The organism is Pseudomonadota bacterium (assembly GCA_039818985.1).
In the GTDB taxonomy this organism is placed as follows: domain Bacteria; phylum Pseudomonadota; class Alphaproteobacteria; order Sphingomonadales; family Sphingomonadaceae; genus Alterisphingorhabdus.
Window position 1 is genome coordinate 1,596,367 of record JBCBSU010000001.1, and the last position, 24,082, is coordinate 1,620,448.

The window sequence follows — 24,082 nt, forward strand, 5'->3', positions numbered from 1 at the left end:
CTCAGCACTCCAGCAGCAGGATATCAGGGCTGCGCGCCATCATAGCCTTCGGCAAGGCGCCGCTGGGCCTTTTCGCTGTCGGATTCGACCGGCAGGAAGCTGTCCGGACCAACCCCCAGCCAGATCAGCACCGGCGAGGCGATGTAGACCGAGGAATAGGTGCCGACAATAACGCCCAGCAGCATTGCTGCACTGAAGCCGAAGATAACATCCGGGCCTAGGAACACCAGCGACACCAGCACAAAGACCATGGTCAGGCTGGTGCTGACAGTACGCGCCAGCGTCTCGTTGAGTGACAGATCAAGCAGATTGGCGATTTCCATCTTGCGGTATTTGCGCAGATTCTCGCGGATACGGTCATCAATGACGATGGTATCGTTGAGCGAATAGCCGATAATGGTGAGCAATGCTGCAATGATGTTGAGGTTGAACTCGATCTGGGTCAGCGCGAAAAAGCCGAAGGTCAGGGCGACATCGTGAAACAGCGCGAACAATGCGCCAACGCCGAACTGCCACTCGAAGCGGAACCAGATATAGATCGAGATGGCGATCAATGCGAAGATCAGCGAATAGACACCGGTGGTGAGCAATTCGCCCGAGACCTTGCCCGAAACCGCATCGACCCCGTCAATCCGTGCCCCCTGATCAGCGAAGGTTTCGGTGATTGTGCTGGTGATGGCGATGGTGGCGCTGTCAGCTTCCTGCAATTCATCACCCGCCTCGGCATTCAGCCGCATGCGGATGGCGACCTCATTGGCCTCACCGAAACGCTGGATATTGGCCTCACCGAGATTGAGCGCGGCTATGCTCTCGCGCAATTCGACAATCGGCGCTTCCTCGACTTCCTCGAAGGTGACGCGGATCTGCTGGCCACCGACGAAATCGACACCGAAATTAAGGCCATTGGTGAACACCAGCGCGATTGAGCCGATAATCAGCAACAGGCTGAGCCCGACCGCCGGATTACGCAGTTTGAGAAAGCCGATATTGGTGGTTTCGGGAACCAGTTTGAGAAGTTTCATCTGTCCGGCCTCCCTATATCCGCAGCTCTTTGGGCCGCGACCGGCGCAGCCAGCCGGCAACAAACATGCGGGTAATGAAGACGGCGGTAAACACCGATGTGACGATGCCGACGATCAACACGATGGCAAAGCCCTTGATCGGACCCGAGCCGAAGAAGAACAGCAGGCCGCCAGCAATCACATTGGTGACATTGGCATCGTAAATGGCACGCGAGGCTTCGCGATAGCCGACCTCGATCGCCTGAATGATACGGCGACCATTGCGCCGTTCTTCACCGATACGTTCATTGATCAGCACATTGGCGTCGACAGCAGAACCGACGGTGAGGATGAAGCCGGCAATACCCGGCAGCGTCAGGGTTGCGTTGAGCAGCGCCATGATACCGAGGATCAGGAACAGGTTCAGCACCAGCGCGATATTGGCATAGACGCCAAACCGGCCATAGACGAGCACCATATAGAGCAGCACCACCGCGGTGCCGATCAGTCCGGCAATCACACCGGCGCGAATCGATTCGGCACCGAGATCGGCCCCGACGGTGCGCTCCTCGACCACCTTGAGCTCGACCGGCAAGGCCCCGGAGCGCAGCTGGATCGCCAACTGGTTGGCAGTCTCGACGGTGAAACCGCCGGAAATCTGTGCCGACCCGCCAAGAATGGGCTCGTTGAATGTCGGTGCGGAAATGACCTCGCCATCGAGGATGATGGCAAATTGCCGCCCGGTATTCTCGGTGCTGAGCTTGGCGAAAGTCTGTGCGCCCTGATTGTCAAACTGGATATTCACCACCGGCTGGCCGGGATTTTGCGGATCGAAACCCTGTTGCGCTCCGGTCAGCCGGTCGCCCTTGATACCGCCCAGACGGCGCACGGCGATGTTGGGCTGGCCGCTCAACTCACCATCAACAAAGGGATAGACCTCACTGCCGATGCGAGCACGTCCAGCGAACGTTTCATTCGGATCGGCCTGATTGTCGACCAGCTTGAACTCGAGCTTCGCGGTGCGGCCCAGCAGCTCTTTCAGCTCTTCCGGGTCCTGCAGGCCCGGCACCTGCACCACGATGCGCTCGGCACCCTGGCGGATAATGGTCGGCTCCCGGGTACCAAGCTCGTCGATACGGCGCCGCACCACTTCAACCGCCGAATTCATTGCATCCTCGACCGCCTGGTCGAGACCGGCACCGGTTGGGGTCAGCACGAAGCGGGTGGTATCGCGCACCTCGATATCCCAGTCACGCTGACCGGTAAGGCCGGCACCGCTGGTCAAAGGCAATATCGCCTCGCGCGCCGCATCGACCTGTTTGGCATCACGCACCATGAAGGACAGCGCACCATTTTCGACCGAAATCTCGCCAATGCGGATTTCGGGTTCGGCATTGGCCAGCGCATTGCGCACCGCGCCTTCCATATTCTCGGTTTGCTCCTTCTGCACATCGGCAGGATCGGCCTCGAGAAGAATGTGGCTGCCGCCGGCAAGATCAAGACCCAGATTGACGGTCTCCTGCGGCAGGAATGACGGCCAATATTCCATCACCTTTGCGGGGAGCAGGCTGGGCAACGACAGCACCACACCGACCACCAGTATCAGTGTCAGGGAAATCGTCTTCCAGGGAGGAAAATCGAGCATGTTCGGATCTTTCAGTCGCGAGGCAGCGGATCAGCGGACGGATGTGGATCTGCCCGGTTGCTGGGCATGACGGTTATGAGGCACCTCAGTCATTGGCCGCCTTGCCGCCCGGCGGCACGATATCGGCGAGGGTCGACTTGACCGCCTTGACCTTGGTGCCGCCGCCCAGATCGATTTCGACATAATCGTCATCGGCCTTGATAACCTTGCCCATCAGGCCGCCACCAGTGACCACCTGGTCGCCGCGTTTTACGGCCGAAATCTTTTCCTGATGCTGTTTCATCCGCTTTTGCTGCGGCCGGATCAGCAGAAAATAGAAGATGATGAAGATGAGTACCAGCGGCAGCAGGCTGACCCATGCAGGTGCGGCACCGGGGGTTGCGGCTGCCAGGGTAGTGAAGATAATAGTGTCCATATCCGTGCTTCTTCATTGCAGTGCGGGCGCTGTGGCGCGCGGTAATATCAGGCTGATATATGGCGCGATGCCGTCGCCACAAGGACGATGCAGGCTGGCGAACCAATTCCGCATCGCCAGGCACCCTATCATTATGTGCGGCGCGCCTATCAGCAATTGCAGCACGTGGCAATAAACATGACGGTGGCGAGACCAGCATAGATGGCAGGCCGCAGCGCTTGCCAAAGGCGCCAACGCCTTTTATAGGCGCTGCCTCGGTCGGGACGTAGCGCAGCCTGGTAGCGCATCACACTGGGGGTGTGGGGGTCGGAGGTTCGAATCCTCTCGTCCCGACCAGTTCTCCCCCACATTGTACAATCACAAATCAGCTTTTCGCCGTATCACATATGGCGCCGATATTGGCACGGATGCTGTTATGGCGAAGATCGGTAATAGGAAAACAAAGCATTTTCCTACAGTTATCCAAATAGGTTATTCACCAGGGATCACATCTTGGAGATTGCCTGATGCTGTTGTCCTATACCCCCATCGAATATAAATCCGCCGATCCGCAAGCCTGCCCTGCCACCGTCGAGCAGCTGATAAATGGCGTCATCGCGCGCGAGGGCGGTTATAGCAATCATCCCGCCGATCGCGGCGGTGAGACAAATTGGGGCATCACCCATAAAGTGGCCCGCCAGCATGGCTATCATGGGCCGATGCGCGACATGCCGCGCGAGCGCGCGGTGGAAATCTACACGCGAATCTACTGGTTGCGCCCGGGATTCGACGGGCTTGCCGCAGATGCTCCCACAGTGGCTGCGGAACTATTCGATATCGGCGTCAATATGGGACCAGGCATCGCCATTGGTTTTCTGCAACGTGCGCTCAACGCGCTCAATCGCGGCGAGAAGGACTATGCCGACATCGCCATTGATCGCGTTATCGGTGAACAGACGGTCGGCGCACTGCACCGCTTCATCCGCAGGCGCGGTCAGGCTGGGGAATCAGTGCTGCTGCGTGCCATCGATTCGCTCCAGGGCGCGCGATACATCCAGCTTGCCGAATCACGTCCGGCCAATGAGGCGTTTCTCTATGGCTGGCTGGCGCACCGTACCCGTCCGTGACAGCGGTGCGCATGAGCGCCGCAAAATATTCAGCAAGCAAGAGGTCAAATCATGTCTCTCATTGATACGATTATTTCACCAGTCGCCAAGCTGATCGACAAGATTATCCCCGATCCGCAGGCGCGCGACAAGGCCAAGTTGGAACTGCTCAAACTGCAGGGCAGCCAGGAGCTGAAAGAGGTGGAAACGCGAATCGCCGCGATCATGGCAGAGGCGCAATCCGCCGATCCATGGACCAGCCGGGCACGTCCAAGCTTCCTTTATGTCATGTATGTGATGATATTGTGGGCGATTCCCATGGGGTTGATCGCCAGCGTCCGTCCCGAAACCGCCCACGCCATCGCCAACGGCATGAATGCCTACCTTTCCGGCATTCCCGAGCCCTTATATGCGCTGTTTGGCACCGGATATCTGGGCTATACCGTGGCCCGGCAATGGGGCAAAAATCGCGGTGTCCAGTGAGCCGCAGCGCGCTGCAATGCAAAAAAATCTATCGGTCATGCGAAAAAATCTTGCATGACGAGGGAGGCTGACCGTAAAAAGCCCACTCTTGTTTACAAGTTTACATAAACCTGAAGGGGAATGAAGATGAAGAATAGCAACCTGGGTAAGATGCTCGCCATCGCTGGCGGCCTCGCTCTCGCAACGGCTTGTACGCCGGAAGAAGCTGCAGAAGCTGGCTGCTGCGCCGCTGAAGCTGTAGGCTGTGCCGCTTGTGGCGCTGCATGTGCCGCTGCTTGCGGTGCTGAAGCTGTGGGTTGTGCTGCTTGCGCAGCTGCTGACGCTGTCACCGGTGAATGCGGTGCCTGTGGTGCATGCGGCGCCTGTGGTGCTTGCGGCGCCTGTGGTGCTGAAGGCGAATGCGCCGCTGAATAATCCGGGCCTGACCCAGATTATTTGATGCAAATCAAGGACGGTCGACTGTCCGCCATTATGTGTTGGTTTTCCCTTAGCTGATTGTTTATCGTTCAGCGCTTATCAGGAAAACGGAACCATAATGAGCGAAGCAGTCGACCGTCTTTTTGCGTTAACCGGGCAGATCGTCAAGGAAGGCGTCTCCCTTATCCCGCGGGTTGTCCCGCCGGATGTGCCCTTTGTGCAATATCAGCACTATCCCAAGGGCGATTGCATCGCGCCGGGCAACAAGTCGCGATGGTTCTATCATGCACATAAGCCGGAAGAGCGCGAGGAAGGCGAGCACGGGCATTTTCACATGTTCCTGCCGCTCGACATGTTCAAAGGTGTCGAGCCGCTGATCAAGCCGGAGCACAAGAAAAACAAAAAAGGCAAATTTCCGGCCAAGGTGGTGCATTTCGCCGCGCTTGGTTTCAACACCGATGGCATGCCGCTCTACTGGTTCACCACCAACTACTGGGTGACCTTCGAATATATGATGCCCGCTGATGCCATCGCCCAGCGGCTGAAGAACTTCAGCATGAAGGACGCCCCGGGCGACCCGCTGGTCAATGACTGGCTGACGGCTGCGGTCGAGGTATTCCACGATCCGATCATCGACCTGCTCGAGAAACGCGACAAGGTTCTCGCCGAAGGCAATTATATGGACAAGTCGGCCGAAATCCCCTCACGCATGGATTTCGATCTTTAGCTAGTCGGCTCGCGCTGCATTCACAGAATAAATTGCTGCTAAAGCAAAAATGGTACGCCCGAGAGATGCAACATCGAACCCGCAGGGTTCGCAAGGCCAACCGGCCGCCCGCAGCAGCCCCGGAGCGGAGCGTAGGGAATGGCGCGAGGATTGAAAAAATGGCGCGCCCGACAGGATTCGAACCTGTGGCCCCCAGATTAGGAATCTGGTGCTCTATCCTGCTGAGCTACGGGCGCAGCCGGGGGTCGGAATAATCGCGCGCGCGGTGCAATGCAATCACCATTACTACCGGCGAGAGCGAAATATCAGTTCTGTTTCTCAGGCGGTTGTACCGGAAATGGTAAAGGCATCAGAGCAACACCTTCCTCAATCAACGCTTCAGCTTCTTCACCGCTGGCCTCACCATGGATCTGTTCCTGCTCGACCTCGCCATAATGCATCGCCCTTGCCTGCTCGGCAAAATCGCATCCGACCCATTTCGACTGTGCCAGCGCCTTTGACTGCGCCTTGGCCAGCGCTGATAACAACCGTTTCATATCGGCCGGTGCCGCATCTTTGGGGGTATTCGCAACTGTTACATCACTCCTGCCATTATCGGAAACCGCAGCAGGAGCGGAAGGCATAGATGGTGCTGGCACCTGTGGTGGTGCAGCCTCATCATTTATCACCATGTCGGTTGCTGCAACACTCGGATGCTGGTTGCCCTTGCGTCCGACATTGGGCGCCATCACCGCCTTGGTCACCTCGGTATCGCCACATATCGGGCAACATAGCAGACCATCGGCATGCTGGCGGTCATAATCCTCTGAAGAGCCGAACCAGCCTTCAAATACATGGCCGTTCTTGCGGCATTGCAGGTCGAAAACAATCATGATTGTCTATCCATCGTCCTCACGCTTTAGAGTGATGGGACGGGTATTGGCAAGCGCCGGCAGCTTGCGGCGAACATCAGTTATGCGCCCGCGGTCAACATCGACCAGCGCCAGCCCGGGTTGATCGTCCATCTCAAGCAGCACCTCGCCCCACGGGTCAACGACCATCGAATGACCCCAGGTACTGCGTCCGTCCTGATGGCTGCCGCATTGCGCGGCCGCGACGACAAAGGCCTGCGCCTCTATCGCCCGGGCACGGATCAGCACCGACCAGTGGTCACGCCCGGTGGGCACGGTAAACGCTGCAGGTATAGCTATGATGTCGGGTCGATAATCGGCAAGCCCCCGGTAAAAGGCCGGAAAACGCACATCATAACAGACAGAAAGCCCGAGCATGCCCACCGGTGTTTCACAGGCGACAATCTCATCGCCGGCGCCATAGACAGCGGATTCGCGCCAGTCGTCATCACCGCCCAGTTCGACATCAAAAAGATGGATCTTGTCATAACGGGCCTGCACGACGCCCTGACTGTCGATCACCAGCGAACGGTTACGCCATTTGCCGTCACCATGCGCCACTGGATGCGATCCGAGCGCCAGCCACAAGCCGTGCCGGGCCGCAGCAGCGCACATCGCCACAATGAACCCACTCTCTTCCTCGGCAACAATATGGGGCGCGGCGCGGATGCGCTTGCGATCAAGCAGGCCCGCCATTTCCGGGGTAAACAGCATCACGGCGCCGCCATCTGCAGCCTGCGCCATTGCGCCATCAATGGCATCGGCATTGGTGCGCCAGTCAGTGCCGCTGGTCATCTGCAGCACCGCGATACGCCGTGTTTCGGAAGTGTCCGGGCTGGCCATTCAGGCGGCGAGCAGCGAATCCAGCTTGCCCGCCTGTTCGAGCGCGGTAAGATCATCTGAACCGCCAACATGCTGGCCATTGATGAAAATCTGCGGCACCGTGGTACGGCCATTGGCGCGCTGGATCATCTCTTCGCGCTTGGGACCGCCCATGGAAATCTCATATTCTTCATATTCTGCGCCTTTTTGCTGCAACAGTGCCTTGGCACGATAGCAATAGGGGCAGGTGAACTTGCTGTATATTTCGACTTTCGCCATAGAATTGCGCTCCGTTATTTGCCTCCAAATGGGGCTGCTATGCCGCAAAAGCAAGTCACCCACCTGTTCCCGCCTCTCCGGCGGCCAGCACCCGGGCCCAGCAGGCAATCACCACCTTTTGCGCTCCTGCCTGTTTGAGCAGCCTGACACAGGCATTCGCCGTCGCGCCGGTGGTATAAACGTCATCGACCAGCAACAGAGTGCGGCCAGACAGCACATTCCGGGCTTGAGGTGCCAGCGCAAAGGCACCGCGCACCGCAGCTTCGCGTTCGCGCGCCCGCATTGCCTTGAGCGGCGGCGTTGCCTTGGTACGCAGCAACAGATCGTCACGCATCTCCAGGCCGGTCATGTCACCCAGCGCGCGGCCAATAAGCTGTGCCTGGTTGAAACTGCGGCGCCAGATACGCCAGCGGTGCAGCGGCACAGGAATAATCAGCGTGTCCACCGGCATATCGGCAATGCGACTGGCAAGAAAATGCGCGATGAGCTTGGCCAGACCAATGCGCCCGGCATGTTTCAGCCGTAACACCACAGCGCGCGAGACATCATCATAGGCAACCACCGCCCGGATACCGTCATGCACGGGTGCTTTTTCGATACATCCGGCACATTGTAGCTTGGCATCCGGGTCATGAGCTGCATTACCAAGTGGCACCCCGCAACTGCTGCATTGCGGCGCGCTGATGAAATCCAGTTCAGACCAGCATGACGGACAGAAGCTGTTGGGATCCGCCACCATCTCGCCGCATAGCGGGCATCGCGGCGGCAGCAGCAGATCAAGCGCCGGAGCGATTACAGCTGCCATTGGATAGTTTTGCCGATTGCTCGCCATAGTCCCTTGTCGCGCCAATCGCGACGCGGCACAAGGCCTGCAGACTACAGGAAGCGATATGAGCGATAACAGCCCCAAGGACATTTTCGATACCCGGCGCCAGCGGCTTTACCGTCAGCGTGCAACAGCAATCACTGCGCGTGACCCGGCAGCCGATATCCTGTCATCGCTGATGGCCGAGGAGATCGTCGCTCGACTGGAACTGGTAACGCGCGATTTTCGCCATGCGCTGATCATCGGCAATGCGCCTGAGAGCCTGACCACTGCACTGACACATCAGAATATCTCTATCAGTCGCTGCGATATAGCCGCTTCGGGTGTTGCCGGAGTGCAGCCCCTGGAACGCTGGGACAGATTGCCCCAGGATATTGAAACGCCCGACCTTGTCATCAGTATTGGCATATTGGATGCCGTCAATGACCTGCCCGGGCTGCTGATCCAGCTGCGCCGGGCGCTGAAGCCCGATGGACTGTTTCTCGCAGCGATGCTTGGTTCGGGCAGTCTGGCAAGGTTAAAGGCAGCGATGCTGGCTGCCGATGGCGCGCAGGTGACACCGCATATCCACCCGCAGATCGATGTCCGCGCTGCGGGCAATTTGCTCAGCCGCTGCGGCTTCACCATGCCAGTTAGCGATGGTGACAGCCTGCGCTTGCGCTATTTCGACATGATGCAGCTAATACGCGACATTCGCGCCTTTGGCGGCAGCAACGCACTGGCTACGCCATTGCATCCGCTGGGCCAGTCGGGCCTGGAACGCGCGCAGCAGGCGTTCGCTGCACAGGCCGATGCCGATGGCAAGACGGAAGAGCAGATCGAACTGATATGGATGAGCGGTTGGGCTCCCTCGCCCGACCAGCCAAAGCCTGCGCGACGCGGCAGCGCAACCGCCTCACTCGCCGATGCCTTGCGCAAACCGCCAAAACAATAGGGCCCGCACGAAGCGGGCCCAGTCGATACATTGCTCGTTCTGATCGGGTTTAGCGGCGCATCGCCAGTTTGGTACCGGCAACCGATTTACCGGCCTTGCGGACAATGCAACTGCCGCCGCGTGCCTTCAGCCCATCGCACATTGCCAGCGCAGTCTGACGGTTACCGAAACCGACAGCCGACAGCCGATGCAATGTCCGGCCCTTGGAAGTCACCGGGGTACTGACATGATCAAAACCGCTCAGAGCGCCATATTTGCCGGTATAATAGGACCAGGCACGATCCGCCTTGGATGCGGATGAGAATGCGCCAAGCTGTACGATATAGGTGCCTTCACGCAGTGTATTGCTGCTGGCAGGGCGGAAGGCGGCACGGGTCGCTGGCTTGGCTGCTGCCTTGGCGGTGGCCGATGCCGTCGGCGCTTTGGCGGCCGGTTTCGATGCCGCAGTGGCGGCCTTTACCGGAGTATCGGTGGCTTTGCCTGCGGGTTTGCCAGCCGCCGGAACCGAGACGGGTTTTGCAGCGGGTTTGGGTGCTGCGGTATCAGCCTTTACCGGTGCCGCAACAGTCGGCTTTGCTGCCGGCTTGCCCATGGCTTCGAGTGTGCGCGGCTGTGTCACGCGCACAGCTTCAGCTTTGGCCGCCGGCGGCGCGCTACGGATTGGTTTTTTCGGCGCTGCAATGACCGGAACCGGTGCTGCGGCAGCCAGTTCGACAGGCTTTTTGGGCAGTGCCCGCTGCTGTGCGGCCGGAACCGCGACGGTTTCAACAGGCTCGCGCTTCTCCGGCTTCTTCGCCGGTACCGGTTTACCAGTCATGACCGCTTGGGTAACAGCAACTGCCTTGGCATTTTCTGTCTGCTCGACCAGCGCCAGTTCTAACGGCTGACCAGCATCCGAGCCATCGGGAGTGACACCCAATACTGAGGCAACACGCAGATATCCAAGATCAGGACGCGCCGTGCGGGCCCATTTGAGGATACGCGCATTGGTCTCTTCGGGCGAAATGTCCTGCTGTGCCACCAGTTTCGATTCGCGCCAGCGACCGTCAAGAGCATAGGCATAAGCAAGATTCTGGCGCACCTTCGGCGAGTTGACACCACTACGGACCAGGTCCTCGAGGATCTTGACCCCCTGTTTGGTATCGCCCGCAAGCGCCATAGCCAGACCGAAATCGCTCGCAGGAACGTTATTACGATGATCCGAGAGCAGGTTGCGCGCGTTATCATTCTTGCCGATGGCGATTTTCGCCAGCGCCAGGCTGATGACAGTCCGGGCGCTGCTGTCGCCCAGTTCCATCGCGTCTTCAAAGGTCTTTTCTGCCGAGAGGAAACGGCCCGATGCGAGATAGGCCTGCGCCAGAACCGCACGGCTTTCGGCATCGCGTGGAGCAATGCGCACAGCCTCTTCACCCCGGGTGATAGCCTTAACCGGCTGGCCCCTGGCGATCGATTTCTCGGCCTTGGCCGACAGCGACTGCGGCCGCCCCGTCTGACTGCTGCCGGTGCAACTCGCAAGCGTAGCCCCCATGATCAGTGAGGAAACCGCGACTTTCCATACAACCTTGCTTGTCATCATCCTGTTCCTGTCTTGCCCCAATGCTGTGTTGGCCCCAGGGCCATGATCCTGTTGGTTACTGTTCACGCCTTCTTTGCCGTTGCCGGAAGCTGGCCTGCCAGCGCATCAATCTCGGGCAGGCTGCCCAGCATCTCGTCCAGTGCCTGTGTCACCAGTTGCTGAGCCGACTGGTTGTGCACCGCACAGGCCAGTCGCAGCCGCAAATGCCGCTGCGGATCGAGACGCAATGTGAATGCCGCACGCTTGCCCGCTGCATCGCCCCTGGCGGCTTTGGCAACACGCTTCGGCCTGGCTGGAGCAGCCGGCTTTTTCTGCTGCACCACAGCCGGCTCGGAGGGTTTTTCCGCCGGTTGTTCGACAGGCACAGTCTGCGATGCTGCTTTGCTTTCGGGCATGACCGGCTGCGATGCGCCAGGCTTGCGCGAAAGGATGGAACCGATGCCACGCGGTTTTTCTGTCTCGGCACTGGCCTGATCCGGCACATCGCTAACGGGCGTCGGCGCGCTTTTTTCCTGCTGCTCATCATGGTCCGGATCGGGCTCAACAGCCTCGCTGTCCGGCTGCAGTTTCTGCTTCAGAGCATCCTGCTGTTTCACCACCTCCGGAATGGCACCGGCAAGCGGATTGGCCTTGCGCTCGTCATCACCGTCAGCCTTGTCGGAAATGGGCGTTGGTGATTGCGGCGGATTGACGTCATAGCCCATATCGTTCCAGCCCAGGTCTTCATGACCGCTGGTATCGGCAGGTGCCGCAGAGAAATTGATCTGCCTGCGCATCGCCGGCCGCGCCGCACCTTTACGGGCGAGCAGGGATGAGGACAGAGAAGCCAGTGGTTTGGGATCACCCATGATCTTTGTCTTTCCTCACGATCCTGCGATGCGACGGCCAAAGCCACCCATTGGGCGCGGTGCGCCTGCCATGGGCGATGCCGCAGCGGCGGCGGTCGGAGCGGTGAAAATGGTGCGACGGAAGTTTTTCTCCAGCCTGTCGGAGATATAGTTCCAAAGTGCGCCCACCTCGGCAGCAGACTTGCTGTTGGGGTCGACTTCCATCACCGTGCGGCCATCGATCATCGAGGCGGCAAAGTCGGTGCGGTGATGCAGCGTGGTCGGTGCCACTGTGCCATGCTGTGACAATGCGACAGCGGCTTCGGAGGTGATTTTCGCCTTGGGAGTCGCGGCGTTGACGACAAATACCAACGGTTTTCCTGCACGTTCGCACAGATCGACCGTGGCTCCGACGGCGCGCAGATCATGCGGGCTGGGCCGTGTCGGCACGACAATCAGCTCGGCTACAGAGATCACGCTCTGGATCGCCATGGTGATCGCCGGCGGGGTATCGATGACTGCCAGCTTGAACCCCTGCTGGCGCAGCACAGCGAGATCAGAAGCAAGCCGGGCAACAGTGGTCTGGGCAAAGGCCGGATATTCCGCTTCGCGCTCATTCCACCAGTCGGCAAGCGAGCCCTGAGGATCGATATCGATCAGGACAACCGGGCCTGCCCCGGAAAGCTGGGCCTGTACTGCCAGATGCCCGGACAATGTGGTTTTGCCCGAGCCACCTTTTTGTGATGCCAATGCGAGTACGCGCACAGTTATCCCCTTAAATCGCAAGTTTTCGGGAATGGTTTCGCAGAACAGACCTAATTTTGAGTTAACGGCGCTGCGGATCGTCAGGCGAACAGCCGGATGACGGGGCATAAATCCTTTGCTAATATCTCATTAGCTATAGTGGTTTTCGATGATTGGCCCCGGCACCGCTGTCATGGCGATAATGGAGCCGCCGGAGAGCATTATCGCGTTAACCGGATGCCGGATCCGGCCCAGGAGTTGAGAAATGACAGACATGCCCCTTTCCCTTCGTCCGATCGCAGCGCTTCTGGCGCTGGCGCTGGCAGTCGGGCCGATGCCCGCGCTGGCCGATGTCAAAGCCGGAGTCGATGCCTGGGAGCGGGGCGATTATGATACGGCGGTGGCCGAGTGGCGGCAGCCAGCGCTTGACGGCAATCCCGATGCCCAGTTCAATCTCGGCCAGGCCTATAAATTCGGCCGCGGCGTACCGATGGATCTCAATATCGCTGCGGACTGGTTCCGCAAGGCTGCCGAACAGGGCCATTTGCAGGCAGGCGACAATTACGGTCTGATCCTGTTCCAGAATAATCGTCGCCGCGATGCCATACCCTGGCTCGAAGCCTCGGCGAAGCGCGGTGAACCAAGGGCACAATATCTGCTTGGCACGGCCCATTTCAATGGCGATCTGGTGACCAAGGACTGGGTCCGCGCCTATGCGCTGATGACCCGGGCTTCGGCTTCGGGCTTGCCTCAGGCATCGAAAAACCTGGCAGCGATGGATCAGTATATCCCGCTTGATCAGCGGCAAAGGGGTCTCGCACTTGCAGGCGAGCTCGAAGAACAGGCGACGCGTGAGCGCCAGCGGCAACTGGCAGCGGCAACATTGCCACCCGCAGACCAGGGGACGCGCGATGCAGCAACGCAGGCTGTGCGCACGCCGCCGGCGCCGCCGCGCACCATTCCCTCAACCCAGCTTCCACCCTCTTCGGTAGCGACACGCCCAGCCGCGCCGCGCCAGCCAGAAGTAGTCGATATAGCGACCGTCAACCCGGCCAATGCCGGGGCCGATTTTGCCGGAGGTTCAACCCCGGCACCCAGGGCTTCGGTACCTGTTGCCAGAACCGCTCCGGCCACACGCCCGACAGCGCAGGCTGCGCGTAGCGGCAACTGGCGGGTACAGCTCGGTGCGTTCAGCAGCCAGGCCAAGGCGGAAGCCCTTTGGACCCGGCTAGAGCAGCGCAATTCGGCACTGGTCCAGCTTCAGCCTTATCTGGTAAAGGCCGGCAAGGTCACCCGGCTTCAGGCTGGCCCTTTTGGCTCACGCGGCGAGGCGGATCGGCTTTGCAGCAGCCTGAAAGCCACCGGCCAAGATTGTTTCACCGTACGCAAATAGGCGGCATGGCGGGCATTTAGTCGATAGCAGCCCATTGCGCGCGCGGCATGCCAAGTGCGTGCAGCACAGCGGTCAGGCCGTTATGGCGGATGGCAAAATCGGCGGCGTCTGCGGCAACCGGCTTGCCGCGATAGGCAACGCTGAAGCCGGCGGCATCGAGCATCGGAATATCATTGGCACCATCACCCAGGGCCATGGTCGTTTCGGGCGCCAGTTTCAGTGTTTCGCGCTCGCGTTCCAGCACATGCGCTTTCATCGCGGCATCGACCAGCGGCCCCGATACAGTCCCCAGCAAATGGCCATGCTCGACATCAAGCCGGTTGGCGACCACACCCTGAAGCCCGATTTCCGCCGCCACCGGGTCGGCAAAATGGTGAAAACCGCCCGAGACCAGTACCGTTTCCACCCCGAATTTGCGCAATGTCTGTACCAGGGTGCGGGCACCAGGATTGGGGCGCACACGCTCGGCCAGGCATTCGGCAATGACGTGCTCAGGCAGCCCTTCCAGCAGCGCGACGCGCTCCTTCAGTGACGCGGCAAAGTCCAGATCACCCTGCATCGCGCGTTCGGTAATCGTGGTCACCGCATCGCGCATCCCGGCATAATCGGCGAGCTCGTCGATACACTCCTGTCCGATCATGGTGCTGTCCATATCCGATAGCATCAGCCGGGGCATTGGCGCATCGACGGAACGAATGGCGATATCGATATGCCCGGTCAGCGGTGTCAGTGCTGTGCGAACAGCAGCGATATTCTCATGGGTTGCCCCATTGAGCGGCAGGCGCGCGACCTGCTCCGGCTCAATCCATTCCCATTGCCCGGCAGCAAATCCCGCATCGGCGAGCAGGCTTAACCCGCTGTCGCGATCCGCCGCCGTCAATCCGGGGGATGGCGCATCAGGATTTGCTGCTATGAGCGTGACTATGAGCATCGACCATTCCCCTGAAACCATAATCGGCAAACCGGCTGTAGCGCTTATTGCCGGGCCGACCGCCAGCGGCAAGAGCGGATTGGCGGTGACGCTGGCGCAACGGCTGGAAAGTACCGGCCAACGGGCCATGGTCATCAATGCCGATGCCAGCCAGGTCTATCGCGACCTTGCGATACTCTCCGCCCGCCCCGATGCACAGGAAATGGCCGGTATCGACCATCGGCTCTTCGGCTATCGCGACGGTGCAGAACCGTTCTCGGCAGCCGACTGGGCCGCTGATGCCCGCAGCGCAATCGCATCAGCGCATAACAGTGGCATCATCCCGATATTGGTCGGCGGCACCGGCCTGTATCTGCGCACCCTGCTCTATGGTATTGCGCCAATCCCCGATATCGACCCCGATATACGGGGAGATGTGCGCGCTCTGTCGACACCAGCGGCCTGGGCTGCACTCGAGCATGAAGACCCGGCCGCCGCCGCCAATCTTCACCCCAATGATACCAGCCGCATCCAGCGCGCACTCGAGGTGATACGCAGCTCGGGCCGCAGCATCCAATATTGGCGACGGCAAAAGAGCGGCGGTATTGGTGCGGACATAGCCCTCGCGCCACTTATCCTGCTACCGCCCCGCGACTGGCTCTATGCCCGGTGTGATCAGCGCTTCATCGCCATGCTCGATCATGGTGCGGTGGATGAGGTCAGGGCGCTGGTGGCGCGCAACCTTGCCGATGACCTGCCGGTGATGCGTGCTATTGGCGTGCCGCAAATCCGCGCCTTTGTTGCAGCGGATATCGACCGCGACACTATGGTCGAACAGGGGCAGATGGAGACGCGGCGCTATGCCAAACGGCAATATACCTGGTTCGGCAATCAGCCGGACAGTGACTGGCAACGGTGCAGAGACACCATAAATAATGAAAATGCCGATGATTTAGTAATAAAATTATATGATAAAATGTTGACATGACATTTTATGATTCATATCAGGCCAAGGTTGCTGCGTCGCAACATCCTGCCTATCGCTGCCATATTGGCTTCATGACATACAGGAAAAGGTGAAGAATCGTGGCCGAAAAAACCGGCGCCGAAATATTGGTGGAAGCTCTGGTCGATCAGGGAGTCGAGGTGATTTTCGGCTATCCCGGCGGCGCGGTGCTGCCGATTTACGACGCCATTTTTCAGCATACAAAGCTGCGCCATATCCTTGTGCGGCATGAACAGGGTGCGGCGCATGCCGCCGAAGGCTATGCCCGTGCCACCGGCAAGCCCGGCGTGGTGCTGGTCACCTCCGGCCCCGGCGCCACCAACACCATTACCGGCATTGCCGATGCCTTTATGGACTCGATCCCGATGGTCGTCATCACCGGCCAGGTGCCGACGACACTGATCGGTACCGATGCGTTTCAGGAAGCTGATACCGTTGGGCTGACCCGCCACTGCTCCAAGCATAATTTCCTGATCAAGGATCCAGCAAAGCTCGGCGCGGCGGTGCATGACGCATTCTATATCGCCACCAGCGGTCGCCCCGGCCCGGTGGTGGTCGATATCCCGAAAAATGTGCAGGTCGCCAGCGCCGAATCCAGCGCCAGGCCGGTCACCGAGCACAAGACCTATCGTCCGGCCCATGCTCCCGATAATGACGATGTCGCTGCCACGCTCACACTTCTCAAACAGGCCAAAAGGCCGATCCTCTATACCGGTGGCGGTATCATCAACAGCGGCCCCGAAGCGAGCACACAGCTACGGCGGCTCGCCAAACTGACCGGTGCCCCGGTGACATCAACACTGATGGGCCTGGGTGCCTTCCCTGCTTCGGAACCGCAATGGCTCGGCATGCTGGGTATGCACGGCACCTATGAGGCCAATCTGGCGATGAACCGCGCCGATCTGATCCTTTGTCTCGGCGCGCGTTTCGACGACCGGGTCACCGGTCGCCTCGATGCCTTTTCGCCCAACTCCACCAAAGTGCATGTCGATATAGACCGTTCGTCGATCAACAAGAATGTGACTGTCGACCTGCCGGTGGTTGCTGATGTCGGCGCTTTTATCGAAGCGCTATGCGATCGCTGGGAAGCGGAAAGCTGCAAGCCGCAGGATTATTCCGAATGGTGGTCACGCATCAAAGGCTGGCGCGCACGCGAGTCCCTCTCCTATCCTGAGGATGATGGCCCGGTCATCATGCCGCAGCGTGCCATTGCACAGCTCTATGAGGCCGCAAAAACGCATGATGCGATCATCACCACTGAAGTGGGTCAGCATCAGATGTGGGCGGCGCAACATTATCATTTCGAGGGGCCGAACAAATGGCTCACCAGCGGTGGCCTCGGCACCATGGGCTATGGTCTGCCTGCCGCCATCGGCGCGCAGATCGCCTGCCCCGATGCGCTGGTCATCGACATTGCCGGCGAGGCCTCGATCCAGATGAACATTCAGGAGCTGGCGACGGCAACCCAGTACAAGCTGCCGGTCAAAATCTTCATCCTCAACAATGAATATATGGGCATGGTGCGCCAATGGCAGCAGCTCAACCATGGCAGCCGCTATTCGGAAAGCTATTCCGACGCCCTGCCCGATTTCGTTGCGCTGGCCGAAGCCTATGGCTGGACCGGCATTCGCATCGAAAAGCGCGATGAACTGGATGACGGCATTACCCGGATGATCGAGACACCGGGACCGGTGATGGTCGACTGTCGTGTCGCCAAGCTGGCCAATTGCTTCCCGATGATTCCCTCGGGCGCGGCGCATACCGAGATCATGCTGCATGGCGATGATGATGTGACCGGCGAGGCCGAAGACGAAGCCAAGGCGCTGGTCTGATGCACATAAAGGAAGAAATCGCCGAACGGCATGTGCTGACCGTTATCGTCGACAATGAGGCCGGCATATTGGCCCGCATCGCCGGCATGTTCACCGCGCGCGGCTATAATATCGAGAGCCTGACCGTGGCCGATATCAGCGAGGATCATACGATCAGCCGTATCACCATCGCCACCAACGGCCCGCCAACGGTGATCGAACAGATCATTGCCCAGCTCGACCGGCTGATCCCGGTGCACAGCGTCTCCGATCTTACAGAACGCGGCCCGCATGTTCAGCGCGAGCTGGCGCTGGTCAAGGTCGCGGGTGTCGGCGATCATCGTATCGAGGCGCTGCGGCTGGCCGATGTCTATCGCGCCCGCGTCGTCGATGCCACCACCGAGAGCTTTGTCTTCGAGATTACCGGCGGGCCGCGAAAGATCGGCACCTTTATCGACCTGATGCGCAAGGTCGGACTGGTTGAGGTCGGTCGCACCGGCGTGGTCGCCATAGCCCGTGGCCCTGATGCTGGATAACCCAGAGATTTAACAACTCTATTCCTTACCAAAGAACAAGGACGAACTGATGCAAGCCTATTATGATTCCGACGCCGATCTCGAGCTGATCCGCGACAAGAAGGTCGCGGTCATCGGCTATGGCAGCCAGGGCCATGCCCATGCACAGAATCTGCGCGACAGCGGCGTCAAGGAAGTGGCGATTGCGCTGCGTGAAGGCTCAGCCACACGCAGAAAGGCGGAAGAAGCCGGTTTTTCGGTGATGTCCAACAGCGAAGCTGCAACCTGGGCCGATGTCATCATGATGCTGGCACCCGATGAGCACCAGGCGAAAATCTATAATGAGGAACTGGCCGCGCATATGCAGCCGGGTTCCGCTCTTGCCTTTGCCCATGGCCTCAACGTCCATTTCGGCCTGATCGAGGCGCGCGCAGATGTCGATGTCATCATGATCGCACCCAAGGGCCCGGGCCATACAGTGCGCTCGGAATATCTGCGCGGCGCCGGTGTGCCCTGCCTCATAGCGGTCGACCAGGAGAGCAGCGAACATGCCGGCAATGGCTATGCCAAGGCGCTCGCCATGTCCTATGCTGCCGCACTGGGCGGCGGCCGTTCAGGCATTATCGAGACCAATTTCCGCGAAGAGTGCGAAACCGATCTGTTCGGCGAGCAGGCGGTGTTGTGCGGTGGTGTCACCAACCTCGTCATGGCCGGGTTCGAAACATTGGTCGAGGCCGGTTATGCGCCGGAAATGGCCTATTTCGAGTGTCTGCACGAGGTCAAGCTGATCGTCGACCTGATGTATGAGGGTGGTATCGCCAATATGCGTTATTCGATCAGCAACACGGCCGAATATGGCGATTACCAGACCGGCCCGCGCATCATCACCGAAGAGACCCGCGCCGAGATGAAGCGGGTGCTCGAAGACATCCAGTCGGGTCGCTTTGTCCAGCGCTTCATGGTCGATAACAGCGTCGGCAATCCGGAAATGAAAGCGGCGCGCAAGCGCCAGGCAGCCCATCCGATCGAGGAAACCGGCGAAAAGCTGCGTGCGATGATGCCGTGGATCGGTGCCAACAAGCTGGTCGACAAGGAAAAGAACTAGCGCCCGACCCGAAAATGATCAGCGGAGAATAATGCATATCGCAACGCCCTAAAGTGCTGCAAAGGCATAGTTACGATATTAACCTTGGTCGCAAACGTAGTTTCAACATTGCACCTGTATTGATGTGCCATGCTTTCAGCGGTGCGCCTTGATGCAAAGATGAAGTGGAGAATCCTCAAAATAGTGGGGTTCTCTGTTGCTGTGTCGGTAACTTTCACCTGCAGCGCCTATTATGCACTATACGGTATCGATCAGCAATTCTATCCGGCAGCCGCTTTTGCAGTGCTGGTGCCCATTCTGTGCAGCCTTCCCGTTGGCTATTATCTGACCGTGCAGGGTCACAGGCTGCAATTGCTCAACGCGGAATTGTCCGCATCGCGTGAGCAGATGATCCGGTTGAACGACAAGTTGTAATATGAAGCATCGCATGACGCCATGACCGGGTTGTTCAACCGCCGCCACTTTCTTGCCCGGCTGGAACAACGCCTCGATGCGGCAAGTGATGATGTGCTGTTGTTGATCGACGCCGATCATTTCAAGAGAATAAATGATGATTTCGGCCATCATAAGGGTGATGAAGCGTTGCATATCATCGCGGATATTTTGCGCAATATAGACGACGGCAACCATGTTGCCGGCAGGATTGGTGGTGAAGAATTTGCCCTGATCATCCGGAACAAGGGCCTTCAGCAAGCATCAATAATCGCCGAGATGATTCGACAGCGTATTGAATCGGCGCAATTTGAAGGCATCACAGCAATACCGCACAGGCTCACCGTCAGCATAGGAATGGGCCGGTTGAAGGAAGTCGATCGAGAACACCCATTTCGCAAGGTTGATGCCGCGCTTTACACTGCCAAGCATAATGGCCGCAATCGGGTCGCTATCTACAACCCCTCACAGCACAAACGAAGAACATCACAAAGCGCCGCCGGTTCACCCATAGCAGCGGAATAGAAGCGCACGCTTTCCTCATTTTGCCTTCCCCCTTTGTCCGCGTTAAGCTGCACATGGGGGAATGTGATGCTGAACATCGTCCGGCTTTGGATATTGTGTCTCGCTCTGTGTGTCGCCGCACCGGCTGCGGCGCAATGGCAGCGTCCCGGGGATGACGATCCGGAAATCGCAGCGCAGCGGGCAAAGGTGTTCAGTACATCGTCAGCCGAACGAGCAATCGAGTCCGAAAAACTCATCGCGCTGATGGCCGCGCGCTTCGGTGAAGACAGTCCGGAATATGCCGGCGAGTTGCAACTGCATGCCGTCAATCTTATCTCAGCCCAGCGCAGCCCCGAAGCACAGCGCATATTGCAAGACCTCATTCCCCGTCTGATCGCAATGCACGGTGCGGATTCGTCCGAGGTCGCCTTTGCCCGACGCGACTATTCAATAGCCTTGCGGATAAACGGCTTTACCGCTGAAGCGGAGCCGGTAGAGCGCGCCTATGTCGATAAGCTGGCGGATATCGCCTATGGCTGCGGCCGGATCGAACAAACGAACATCGCTGGCATTGAGGGCAGCATCATTCGCGGCTGCTCGCACGACGAAAGGAGCCTGGGCACCGCGCTGATCGTCCATGGCAACATCCTGCATGACCTAGGCAGAACCGATGAGGCCGTTGCGAGGTTCGAGGCGGTCATCGCCCGCTTCACCCCGCGCTGGGAAGGATGCGAGAGCGAAATATGGGGCACCAAATGCAGCCGCGCCGAGGAAAATCGCCGCGCATTCATGGCGGAATATGCCCGCTTTCTGCAGAATGTGAAACGCAATGATGACGCGATGGCCATATTGCGCGGCAATCTGATGCCAAGGCTGAAGGCGTTGGCGACGTGCGAGGCAAAATCCTGCGAGGCAGACTATGATCTGCTTCGCGACTTCCGCAACTATCGCGATTTCCTGGTCAAAATCGACATGTTCAGCGCGTTGCAGGACATGGACAATCGCTGGTTGTCCATTCTGGCTAATGCCCCTGCCTATGCGCCCGACCCGACCGGTGACACCAGCTATTTTGATACACGCTACAGTGAGATCATGGATGCCATTCTTGATGATTATGCCAAGCGTGCCGTGGGAAGTGGCGATATCGAGCAGGCACTGGCCCTGTTGAAACCGCTGGGGCAGGAGAATCTGGTCACTGATCGCATGGCAAGCGCCAATCGCGACACCAGGATAGCCAGACTCGATACAGCCATTAAACAGGCTGCCGGGATAGGTGATGATGATCTGCGTGAGCGACTTCTTGACGAGAAGGCAGCGCTGATCGCCCAGCAATCAGGTGAACAATCGCATGAGCTTGTCAGATTCTGGCGCGACACAGCATTTCAATGGCGGCTTGCCGATAAATATGCCCGCGCCGAAAATGCGTATCGCAAAGCCCTTGCGGTATCGCGTGCAGGCTTTGGCGACGGCCATTTTGAGGTCTGGCACAGCCTCAACCGCTACGCCGATATGCTCATCCAGATCGGGAGAACAGATGATGCCATTGCCATGATGCGTGACATATTGGCCCATCCCGATAACGATATCATGCCAATCTATAATGACCCGATGCAGTCACGCTTGCTGTCTGACGGATTTATTGACCCTTACGCCACGCTCAACGAGCTGAAAGCCACCTTTGCCACATTGCTGCTGGACAATGGCACAGAGGCCGATCTGGCACTTGAAGCGGCGCGTCATGCAGCGACCGGGGTGCGCGCCTATCGTGATTCCCTTGGTTTTTCGCGCAGTGACGAGAAACGCCTGAGCTATGAAACCAGCGATCCATGGGCTTATGGCGGCGTACCCAGATATCGTGATTATTTCATCTTGCTCGCTGATGCGCTGTGGACGGTGAATCAGGATAATAGGGCAAATAGCGAGGCAGCCTTTATCGCGTTGCAGGAAGCAATGATTGGTACAACCAGTCGCGCCGTTGCCAAAGCCGCAGCAGAACGCGCTGCAGAACGCGGTGGCGTTGATGAACTCCTGAATGAACGTGCGCTGATAGACACCGAGATCGACGAACTTGAAAGCCGCTATTATGGGCGCAGCACAGGACTGACCCGAGAGGGACGGCGCGGCCGCGATCTGCGTAATTATATCCTTCGCAAGCGCGCAGAACTGGGCATTGAAGATGCCCCAACGCTGGCACAGGGCGATCTCGCCAGTGACCGACAAGCGCGTGAAGCGATCTATAACGCAATCCGCCGCAAGAATTTTCGCCGCAGCGAAATCAACCAGGCGATTGCCGTCGCCGCGCCCGGCTATTTCGAGCTGGTGCGCCCCAGGCCGCTTGATCTGGCCAGCGCGCAAGCGATGCTGGGGGCGGATGAAGCCTTCCTGCTGGTGGTGCCTTCCGCACGGGGTATTCACACGCTGTTGCTGACTGGCGAAAGCGTGCAATGGCAAAGATCCGCACTAAGTGAAGCAGAGCTAAACGCGCATGTTCGCCGTCTGCTCTGGGATCTTGGTGCCAATGTACAGGTGAGCGAGGAGGAAAATGCCCGCTGGCTCGGTGAAGGCGAAGGCCCCTACCCCTTTGATCGCGCCACCGCGCATCTGCTTTATCGCGAACTTGTGGCGCCCTTCGCCCGGCAGATAGCAGGAAAGCGCCATCTCTTTGTTGCCGCAACCGGGGCGCTGTCATCGTTACCCTTTGGCGTTCTCGTTACCGAGCAGCCGGTGGGAGCCGATGGTGATGCCGATATCCTGCGCGCAACGCCATGGCTTGCCGACCGGATTGCGTTGGTCCAGCTGCCATCTTTCCAGTCACTGCAATTGCTACGCGCCTTAGAGCAGGACAGCGACGTCGGCGACGAAGCCATGATGCTGGGTTTTGGTGACCCGGTACTTGACGGGGAGCCTGCAAATCGCGGCACCAGCGCGCGCCAGCGCCTGACTCGCGCCGGTGGCGCCACACCGATGAGTATATGGCGTAATAATGGCGGCACTTCAGCCAGTCTGCGGCTGGCCGATCCGGAGAAGCTGCGCAAACTGGCACGTCTGCCAGGCACTAAACGCGAATTGCGCGCCATGGAACGGGTTTTCGGCATCGGTCGCACCCGGCTTTTTCTCGCCGAGAAAGCCACCGAGACCAACATAAAGAACACCGATCTCGGCAATCTGTCGGTGCTGTTCCTTGCCACCCATGGCCTCGTCGCCGGCGAGATGGAAGGCGAAATTGCCGAGCCTGGCTTGCTCTTTACCCCGCCTCAAATAGCCACACAGGCCGATGACGGGCTGTTAACCGCCTCCGAAGTGACAGCCTTGCCGCTGGACGTGCAATGGGTGATCCTGTCGGCCTGCAACACCGCCGCGGGTGACGGCAGCGAGGGAGCAGAAGGTCTTTCGGGACTGGCCCGATCGTTCTTCTATGCCGGAGCGGAAAGCCTGCTCGCCTCGCACTGGCCGGTACGCGACGATGTCGCTGCGGTGATGACGGTAAGGCTGTTCGAATTGCAGCGCGATAACCCCGGCTGGTCACGCGCCGAGGCGCTGCAGGCGGCGATGGCCGCGGTGCGCAATGACCGCCGCGCCGATGACGATCTGGCAAGCTGGTCGCATCCCAGCGCCTGGGCACCATTTTCCTATATCGGTGATATCCGATGACACCGCCGCGATGCCCTTTTCGGCAAGACTGGCGAAACCGGCGACACTGCATTATGTAATGCGGGCCGTTTCAGCCAATAGGAG

Annotated in this window: 22 protein-coding genes, 2 tRNA genes and 3 pseudogenes; 14 read left to right on the top strand and 13 right to left on the bottom strand. The window is 59.0% G+C overall.

All coding sequences use genetic code 11. The features are described 5' to 3' along the window. Positions 1-23: 23 nt before the first annotated feature. From secF to yajC, 3 genes are all read right to left on the bottom strand, one after another. On the bottom strand, positions 24-1,022 hold the full coding sequence (gene secF, locus AAFX04_07580; protein MEO1045284.1) for a protein translocase subunit SecF: 999 nt from the start codon (positions 1,020-1,022) through the stop codon (positions 24-26). A 13-nt stretch (positions 1,023-1,035) separates the two neighbouring features. Next, positions 1,036-2,646: a protein translocase subunit SecD gene (secD, locus tag AAFX04_07585; protein ID MEO1045285.1), complete on the bottom strand. Its 1,611-nt coding sequence runs from the start codon at positions 2,644-2,646 to the stop codon at positions 1,036-1,038. An 85-nt stretch (positions 2,647-2,731) separates the two neighbouring features. Next, entirely contained in the window at positions 2,732-3,061 is a 330-nt protein-coding gene (gene yajC, locus AAFX04_07590) for a preprotein translocase subunit YajC (protein ID MEO1045286.1), read from the bottom strand. Between the two features lie 259 nt (positions 3,062-3,320). Here yajC and AAFX04_07595 point away from each other — a divergent pair. The 5 genes from AAFX04_07595 (at position 3,321) to AAFX04_07615 (ending at position 5,773) form a co-directional block, all read left to right on the top strand. Continuing rightward, positions 3,321-3,397: transfer RNA gene (locus AAFX04_07595), tRNA-Pro, on the top strand. A gap of 191 nt (positions 3,398-3,588) precedes the next feature. Beyond that, complete coding sequence (locus tag AAFX04_07600; GenBank protein MEO1045287.1) at positions 3,589-4,167, top strand: glycosyl hydrolase 108 family protein; 579 nt, start codon at positions 3,589-3,591, stop codon at positions 4,165-4,167. Between the two features lie 51 nt (positions 4,168-4,218). After that, complete coding sequence (locus tag AAFX04_07605) at positions 4,219-4,629, top strand: holin family protein (GenBank protein MEO1045288.1); 411 nt, start codon at positions 4,219-4,221, stop codon at positions 4,627-4,629. Positions 4,630-4,873: 244 nt separating this feature from the next. Then, a complete protein-coding gene (locus AAFX04_07610) occupies positions 4,874-5,068 on the top strand; it encodes a hypothetical protein (GenBank protein ID MEO1045289.1) in 195 nt (64 codons plus the stop codon). Between the two features lie 96 nt (positions 5,069-5,164). Beyond that, positions 5,165-5,773 (top strand): hypothetical protein, encoded by a 609-nt coding sequence (locus tag AAFX04_07615; GenBank protein ID MEO1045290.1) that lies wholly within the window; start codon positions 5,165-5,167, stop codon positions 5,771-5,773. 159 nt (positions 5,774-5,932) lie between these two features. Here AAFX04_07615 and AAFX04_07620 read toward each other — a convergent pair. From AAFX04_07620 to AAFX04_07640, 5 genes are all read right to left on the bottom strand, one after another. After that, positions 5,933-6,009, bottom strand: a tRNA-Arg gene (locus tag AAFX04_07620). 69 nt (positions 6,010-6,078) lie between these two features. Next, the gene (locus AAFX04_07625; protein ID MEO1045291.1) at positions 6,079-6,645 is read right to left on the bottom strand and encodes a DUF1178 family protein; all 567 of its coding nucleotides are present in this window, start codon (positions 6,643-6,645) and stop codon (positions 6,079-6,081) included. 6 nt (positions 6,646-6,651) lie between these two features. Further along, entirely contained in the window at positions 6,652-7,506 is an 855-nt protein-coding gene (locus AAFX04_07630) for a carbon-nitrogen hydrolase family protein (GenBank protein ID MEO1045292.1), read from the bottom strand. Further along, positions 7,507-7,764, bottom strand: a complete 258-nt coding sequence (grxC, locus tag AAFX04_07635; GenBank protein MEO1045293.1) for a glutaredoxin 3 — start codon at positions 7,762-7,764, stop codon at positions 7,507-7,509. A gap of 55 nt (positions 7,765-7,819) precedes the next feature. Further along, a complete protein-coding gene (locus AAFX04_07640) occupies positions 7,820-8,569 on the bottom strand; it encodes a ComF family protein (GenBank protein ID MEO1045294.1) in 750 nt (249 codons plus the stop codon). 85 nt (positions 8,570-8,654) lie between these two features. Here AAFX04_07640 and AAFX04_07645 point away from each other — a divergent pair, with 85 nt between their 5' ends. Further along, a complete protein-coding gene (locus tag AAFX04_07645) occupies positions 8,655-9,524 on the top strand; it encodes an SAM-dependent methyltransferase (protein MEO1045295.1) in 870 nt (289 codons plus the stop codon). 49 nt (positions 9,525-9,573) lie between these two features. Here the strand turns inward: AAFX04_07645 and AAFX04_07650 are convergent, their stop codons facing one another. From AAFX04_07650 to AAFX04_07665, 4 genes and pseudogenes are all read right to left on the bottom strand, one after another. Continuing rightward, positions 9,574-9,864 (bottom strand): SPOR domain-containing protein, encoded by a 291-nt coding sequence (locus AAFX04_07650; GenBank protein MEO1045296.1) that lies wholly within the window; start codon positions 9,862-9,864, stop codon positions 9,574-9,576. 963 nt (positions 9,865-10,827) lie between these two features. Beyond that, positions 10,828-11,100, bottom strand: a pseudogene (locus AAFX04_07655) (tetratricopeptide repeat protein). A 62-nt stretch (positions 11,101-11,162) separates the two neighbouring features. After that, a pseudogene (locus tag AAFX04_07660) lies at positions 11,163-11,402 on the bottom strand (hypothetical protein). A gap of 561 nt (positions 11,403-11,963) precedes the next feature. Beyond that, positions 11,964-12,692 (bottom strand): ParA family protein, encoded by a 729-nt coding sequence (locus AAFX04_07665; protein ID MEO1045297.1) that lies wholly within the window; start codon positions 12,690-12,692, stop codon positions 11,964-11,966. A gap of 244 nt (positions 12,693-12,936) precedes the next feature. Here AAFX04_07665 and AAFX04_07670 point away from each other — a divergent pair, with 244 nt between their 5' ends. Beyond that, positions 12,937-14,064, top strand: a complete 1,128-nt coding sequence (locus AAFX04_07670; GenBank protein MEO1045298.1) for an SPOR domain-containing protein — start codon at positions 12,937-12,939, stop codon at positions 14,062-14,064. Between the two features lie 16 nt (positions 14,065-14,080). Here AAFX04_07670 and serB read toward each other — a convergent pair whose 3' ends face one another. Further along, on the bottom strand, positions 14,081-14,995 hold the full coding sequence (serB, locus tag AAFX04_07675) for a phosphoserine phosphatase SerB (GenBank protein MEO1045299.1): 915 nt from the start codon (positions 14,993-14,995) through the stop codon (positions 14,081-14,083). Between serB and miaA the strand changes: the two genes are divergently transcribed. The 7 genes and pseudogenes from miaA to AAFX04_07710 all read left to right on the top strand — a co-directional run bounded on the left by miaA (position 14,976) and on the right by AAFX04_07710 (position 23,998). After that, positions 14,976-15,962: a tRNA (adenosine(37)-N6)-dimethylallyltransferase MiaA gene (miaA, locus tag AAFX04_07680; GenBank protein ID MEO1045300.1), complete on the top strand. Its 987-nt coding sequence runs from the start codon at positions 14,976-14,978 to the stop codon at positions 15,960-15,962. The genes serB and miaA overlap by 20 nt on opposite strands. 98 nt (positions 15,963-16,060) lie before the next feature. Next, on the top strand, positions 16,061-17,812 hold the full coding sequence (gene ilvB, locus AAFX04_07685) for a biosynthetic-type acetolactate synthase large subunit (GenBank protein MEO1045301.1): 1,752 nt from the start codon (positions 16,061-16,063) through the stop codon (positions 17,810-17,812). After that, on the top strand, positions 17,812-18,327 hold the full coding sequence (gene ilvN, locus AAFX04_07690) for an acetolactate synthase small subunit (protein MEO1045302.1): 516 nt from the start codon (positions 17,812-17,814) through the stop codon (positions 18,325-18,327). Before ilvB ends, ilvN begins: the two co-directional genes overlap by 1 nt. Positions 18,328-18,376: 49 nt before the next feature. Next, positions 18,377-19,411: a ketol-acid reductoisomerase gene (gene ilvC / locus AAFX04_07695; GenBank protein MEO1045303.1), complete on the top strand. Its 1,035-nt coding sequence runs from the start codon at positions 18,377-18,379 to the stop codon at positions 19,409-19,411. A gap of 183 nt (positions 19,412-19,594) precedes the next feature. After that, the gene (locus AAFX04_07700; protein ID MEO1045304.1) at positions 19,595-19,825 is read left to right on the top strand and encodes a hypothetical protein; all 231 of its coding nucleotides are present in this window, start codon (positions 19,595-19,597) and stop codon (positions 19,823-19,825) included. 18 nt (positions 19,826-19,843) lie between these two features. After that, a pseudogene (locus AAFX04_07705) lies at positions 19,844-20,368 on the top strand (GGDEF domain-containing protein). A gap of 66 nt (positions 20,369-20,434) precedes the next feature. Continuing rightward, the gene (locus tag AAFX04_07710) at positions 20,435-23,998 is read left to right on the top strand and encodes a CHAT domain-containing tetratricopeptide repeat protein (protein ID MEO1045305.1); all 3,564 of its coding nucleotides are present in this window, start codon (positions 20,435-20,437) and stop codon (positions 23,996-23,998) included. Positions 23,999-24,082 lie beyond the last annotated feature (84 nt).

Bases quoted from the DNA above. Each gene is read 5' to 3' on its own strand.
- secF (MEO1045284.1), bottom strand. From the start codon at position 1,022: ATGAAACTTCTCAAACTGGTTCCCGAAACCACCAATATCGGCTTTCTC.
- secD (MEO1045285.1), bottom strand. From the start codon at position 2,646: ATGCTCGATTTTCCTCCCTGGAAGACGATTTCCCTGACACTGATACTG.
- yajC (MEO1045286.1), bottom strand. From the start codon at position 3,061: ATGGACACTATTATCTTCACTACCCTGGCAGCCGCAACCCCCGGTGCC.
- AAFX04_07605 (MEO1045288.1), top strand. From the start codon at position 4,219: ATGTCTCTCATTGATACGATTATTTCACCAGTCGCCAAGCTGATCGAC.
- AAFX04_07615 (MEO1045290.1), top strand. From the start codon at position 5,165: ATGAGCGAAGCAGTCGACCGTCTTTTTGCGTTAACCGGGCAGATCGTC.
- AAFX04_07625 (MEO1045291.1), bottom strand. From the start codon at position 6,645: ATGATTGTTTTCGACCTGCAATGCCGCAAGAACGGCCATGTATTTGAA.
- AAFX04_07630 (MEO1045292.1), bottom strand. From the start codon at position 7,506: ATGGCCAGCCCGGACACTTCCGAAACACGGCGTATCGCGGTGCTGCAG.
- grxC (MEO1045293.1), bottom strand. From the start codon at position 7,764: ATGGCGAAAGTCGAAATATACAGCAAGTTCACCTGCCCCTATTGCTAT.
- AAFX04_07640 (MEO1045294.1), bottom strand. From the start codon at position 8,569: ATGGCAGCTGTAATCGCTCCGGCGCTTGATCTGCTGCTGCCGCCGCGA.
- AAFX04_07645 (MEO1045295.1), top strand. From the start codon at position 8,655: ATGAGCGATAACAGCCCCAAGGACATTTTCGATACCCGGCGCCAGCGG.
- AAFX04_07670 (MEO1045298.1), top strand. From the start codon at position 12,937: ATGACAGACATGCCCCTTTCCCTTCGTCCGATCGCAGCGCTTCTGGCG.
- miaA (MEO1045300.1), top strand. From the start codon at position 14,976: ATGAGCGTGACTATGAGCATCGACCATTCCCCTGAAACCATAATCGGC.
- serB (MEO1045299.1), bottom strand. From the start codon at position 14,995: ATGCTCATAGTCACGCTCATAGCAGCAAATCCTGATGCGCCATCCCCC.
- ilvN (MEO1045302.1), top strand. From the start codon at position 17,812: ATGCACATAAAGGAAGAAATCGCCGAACGGCATGTGCTGACCGTTATC.
- ilvC (MEO1045303.1), top strand. From the start codon at position 18,377: ATGCAAGCCTATTATGATTCCGACGCCGATCTCGAGCTGATCCGCGAC.
- AAFX04_07710 (MEO1045305.1), top strand. From the start codon at position 20,435: ATGCTGAACATCGTCCGGCTTTGGATATTGTGTCTCGCTCTGTGTGTC.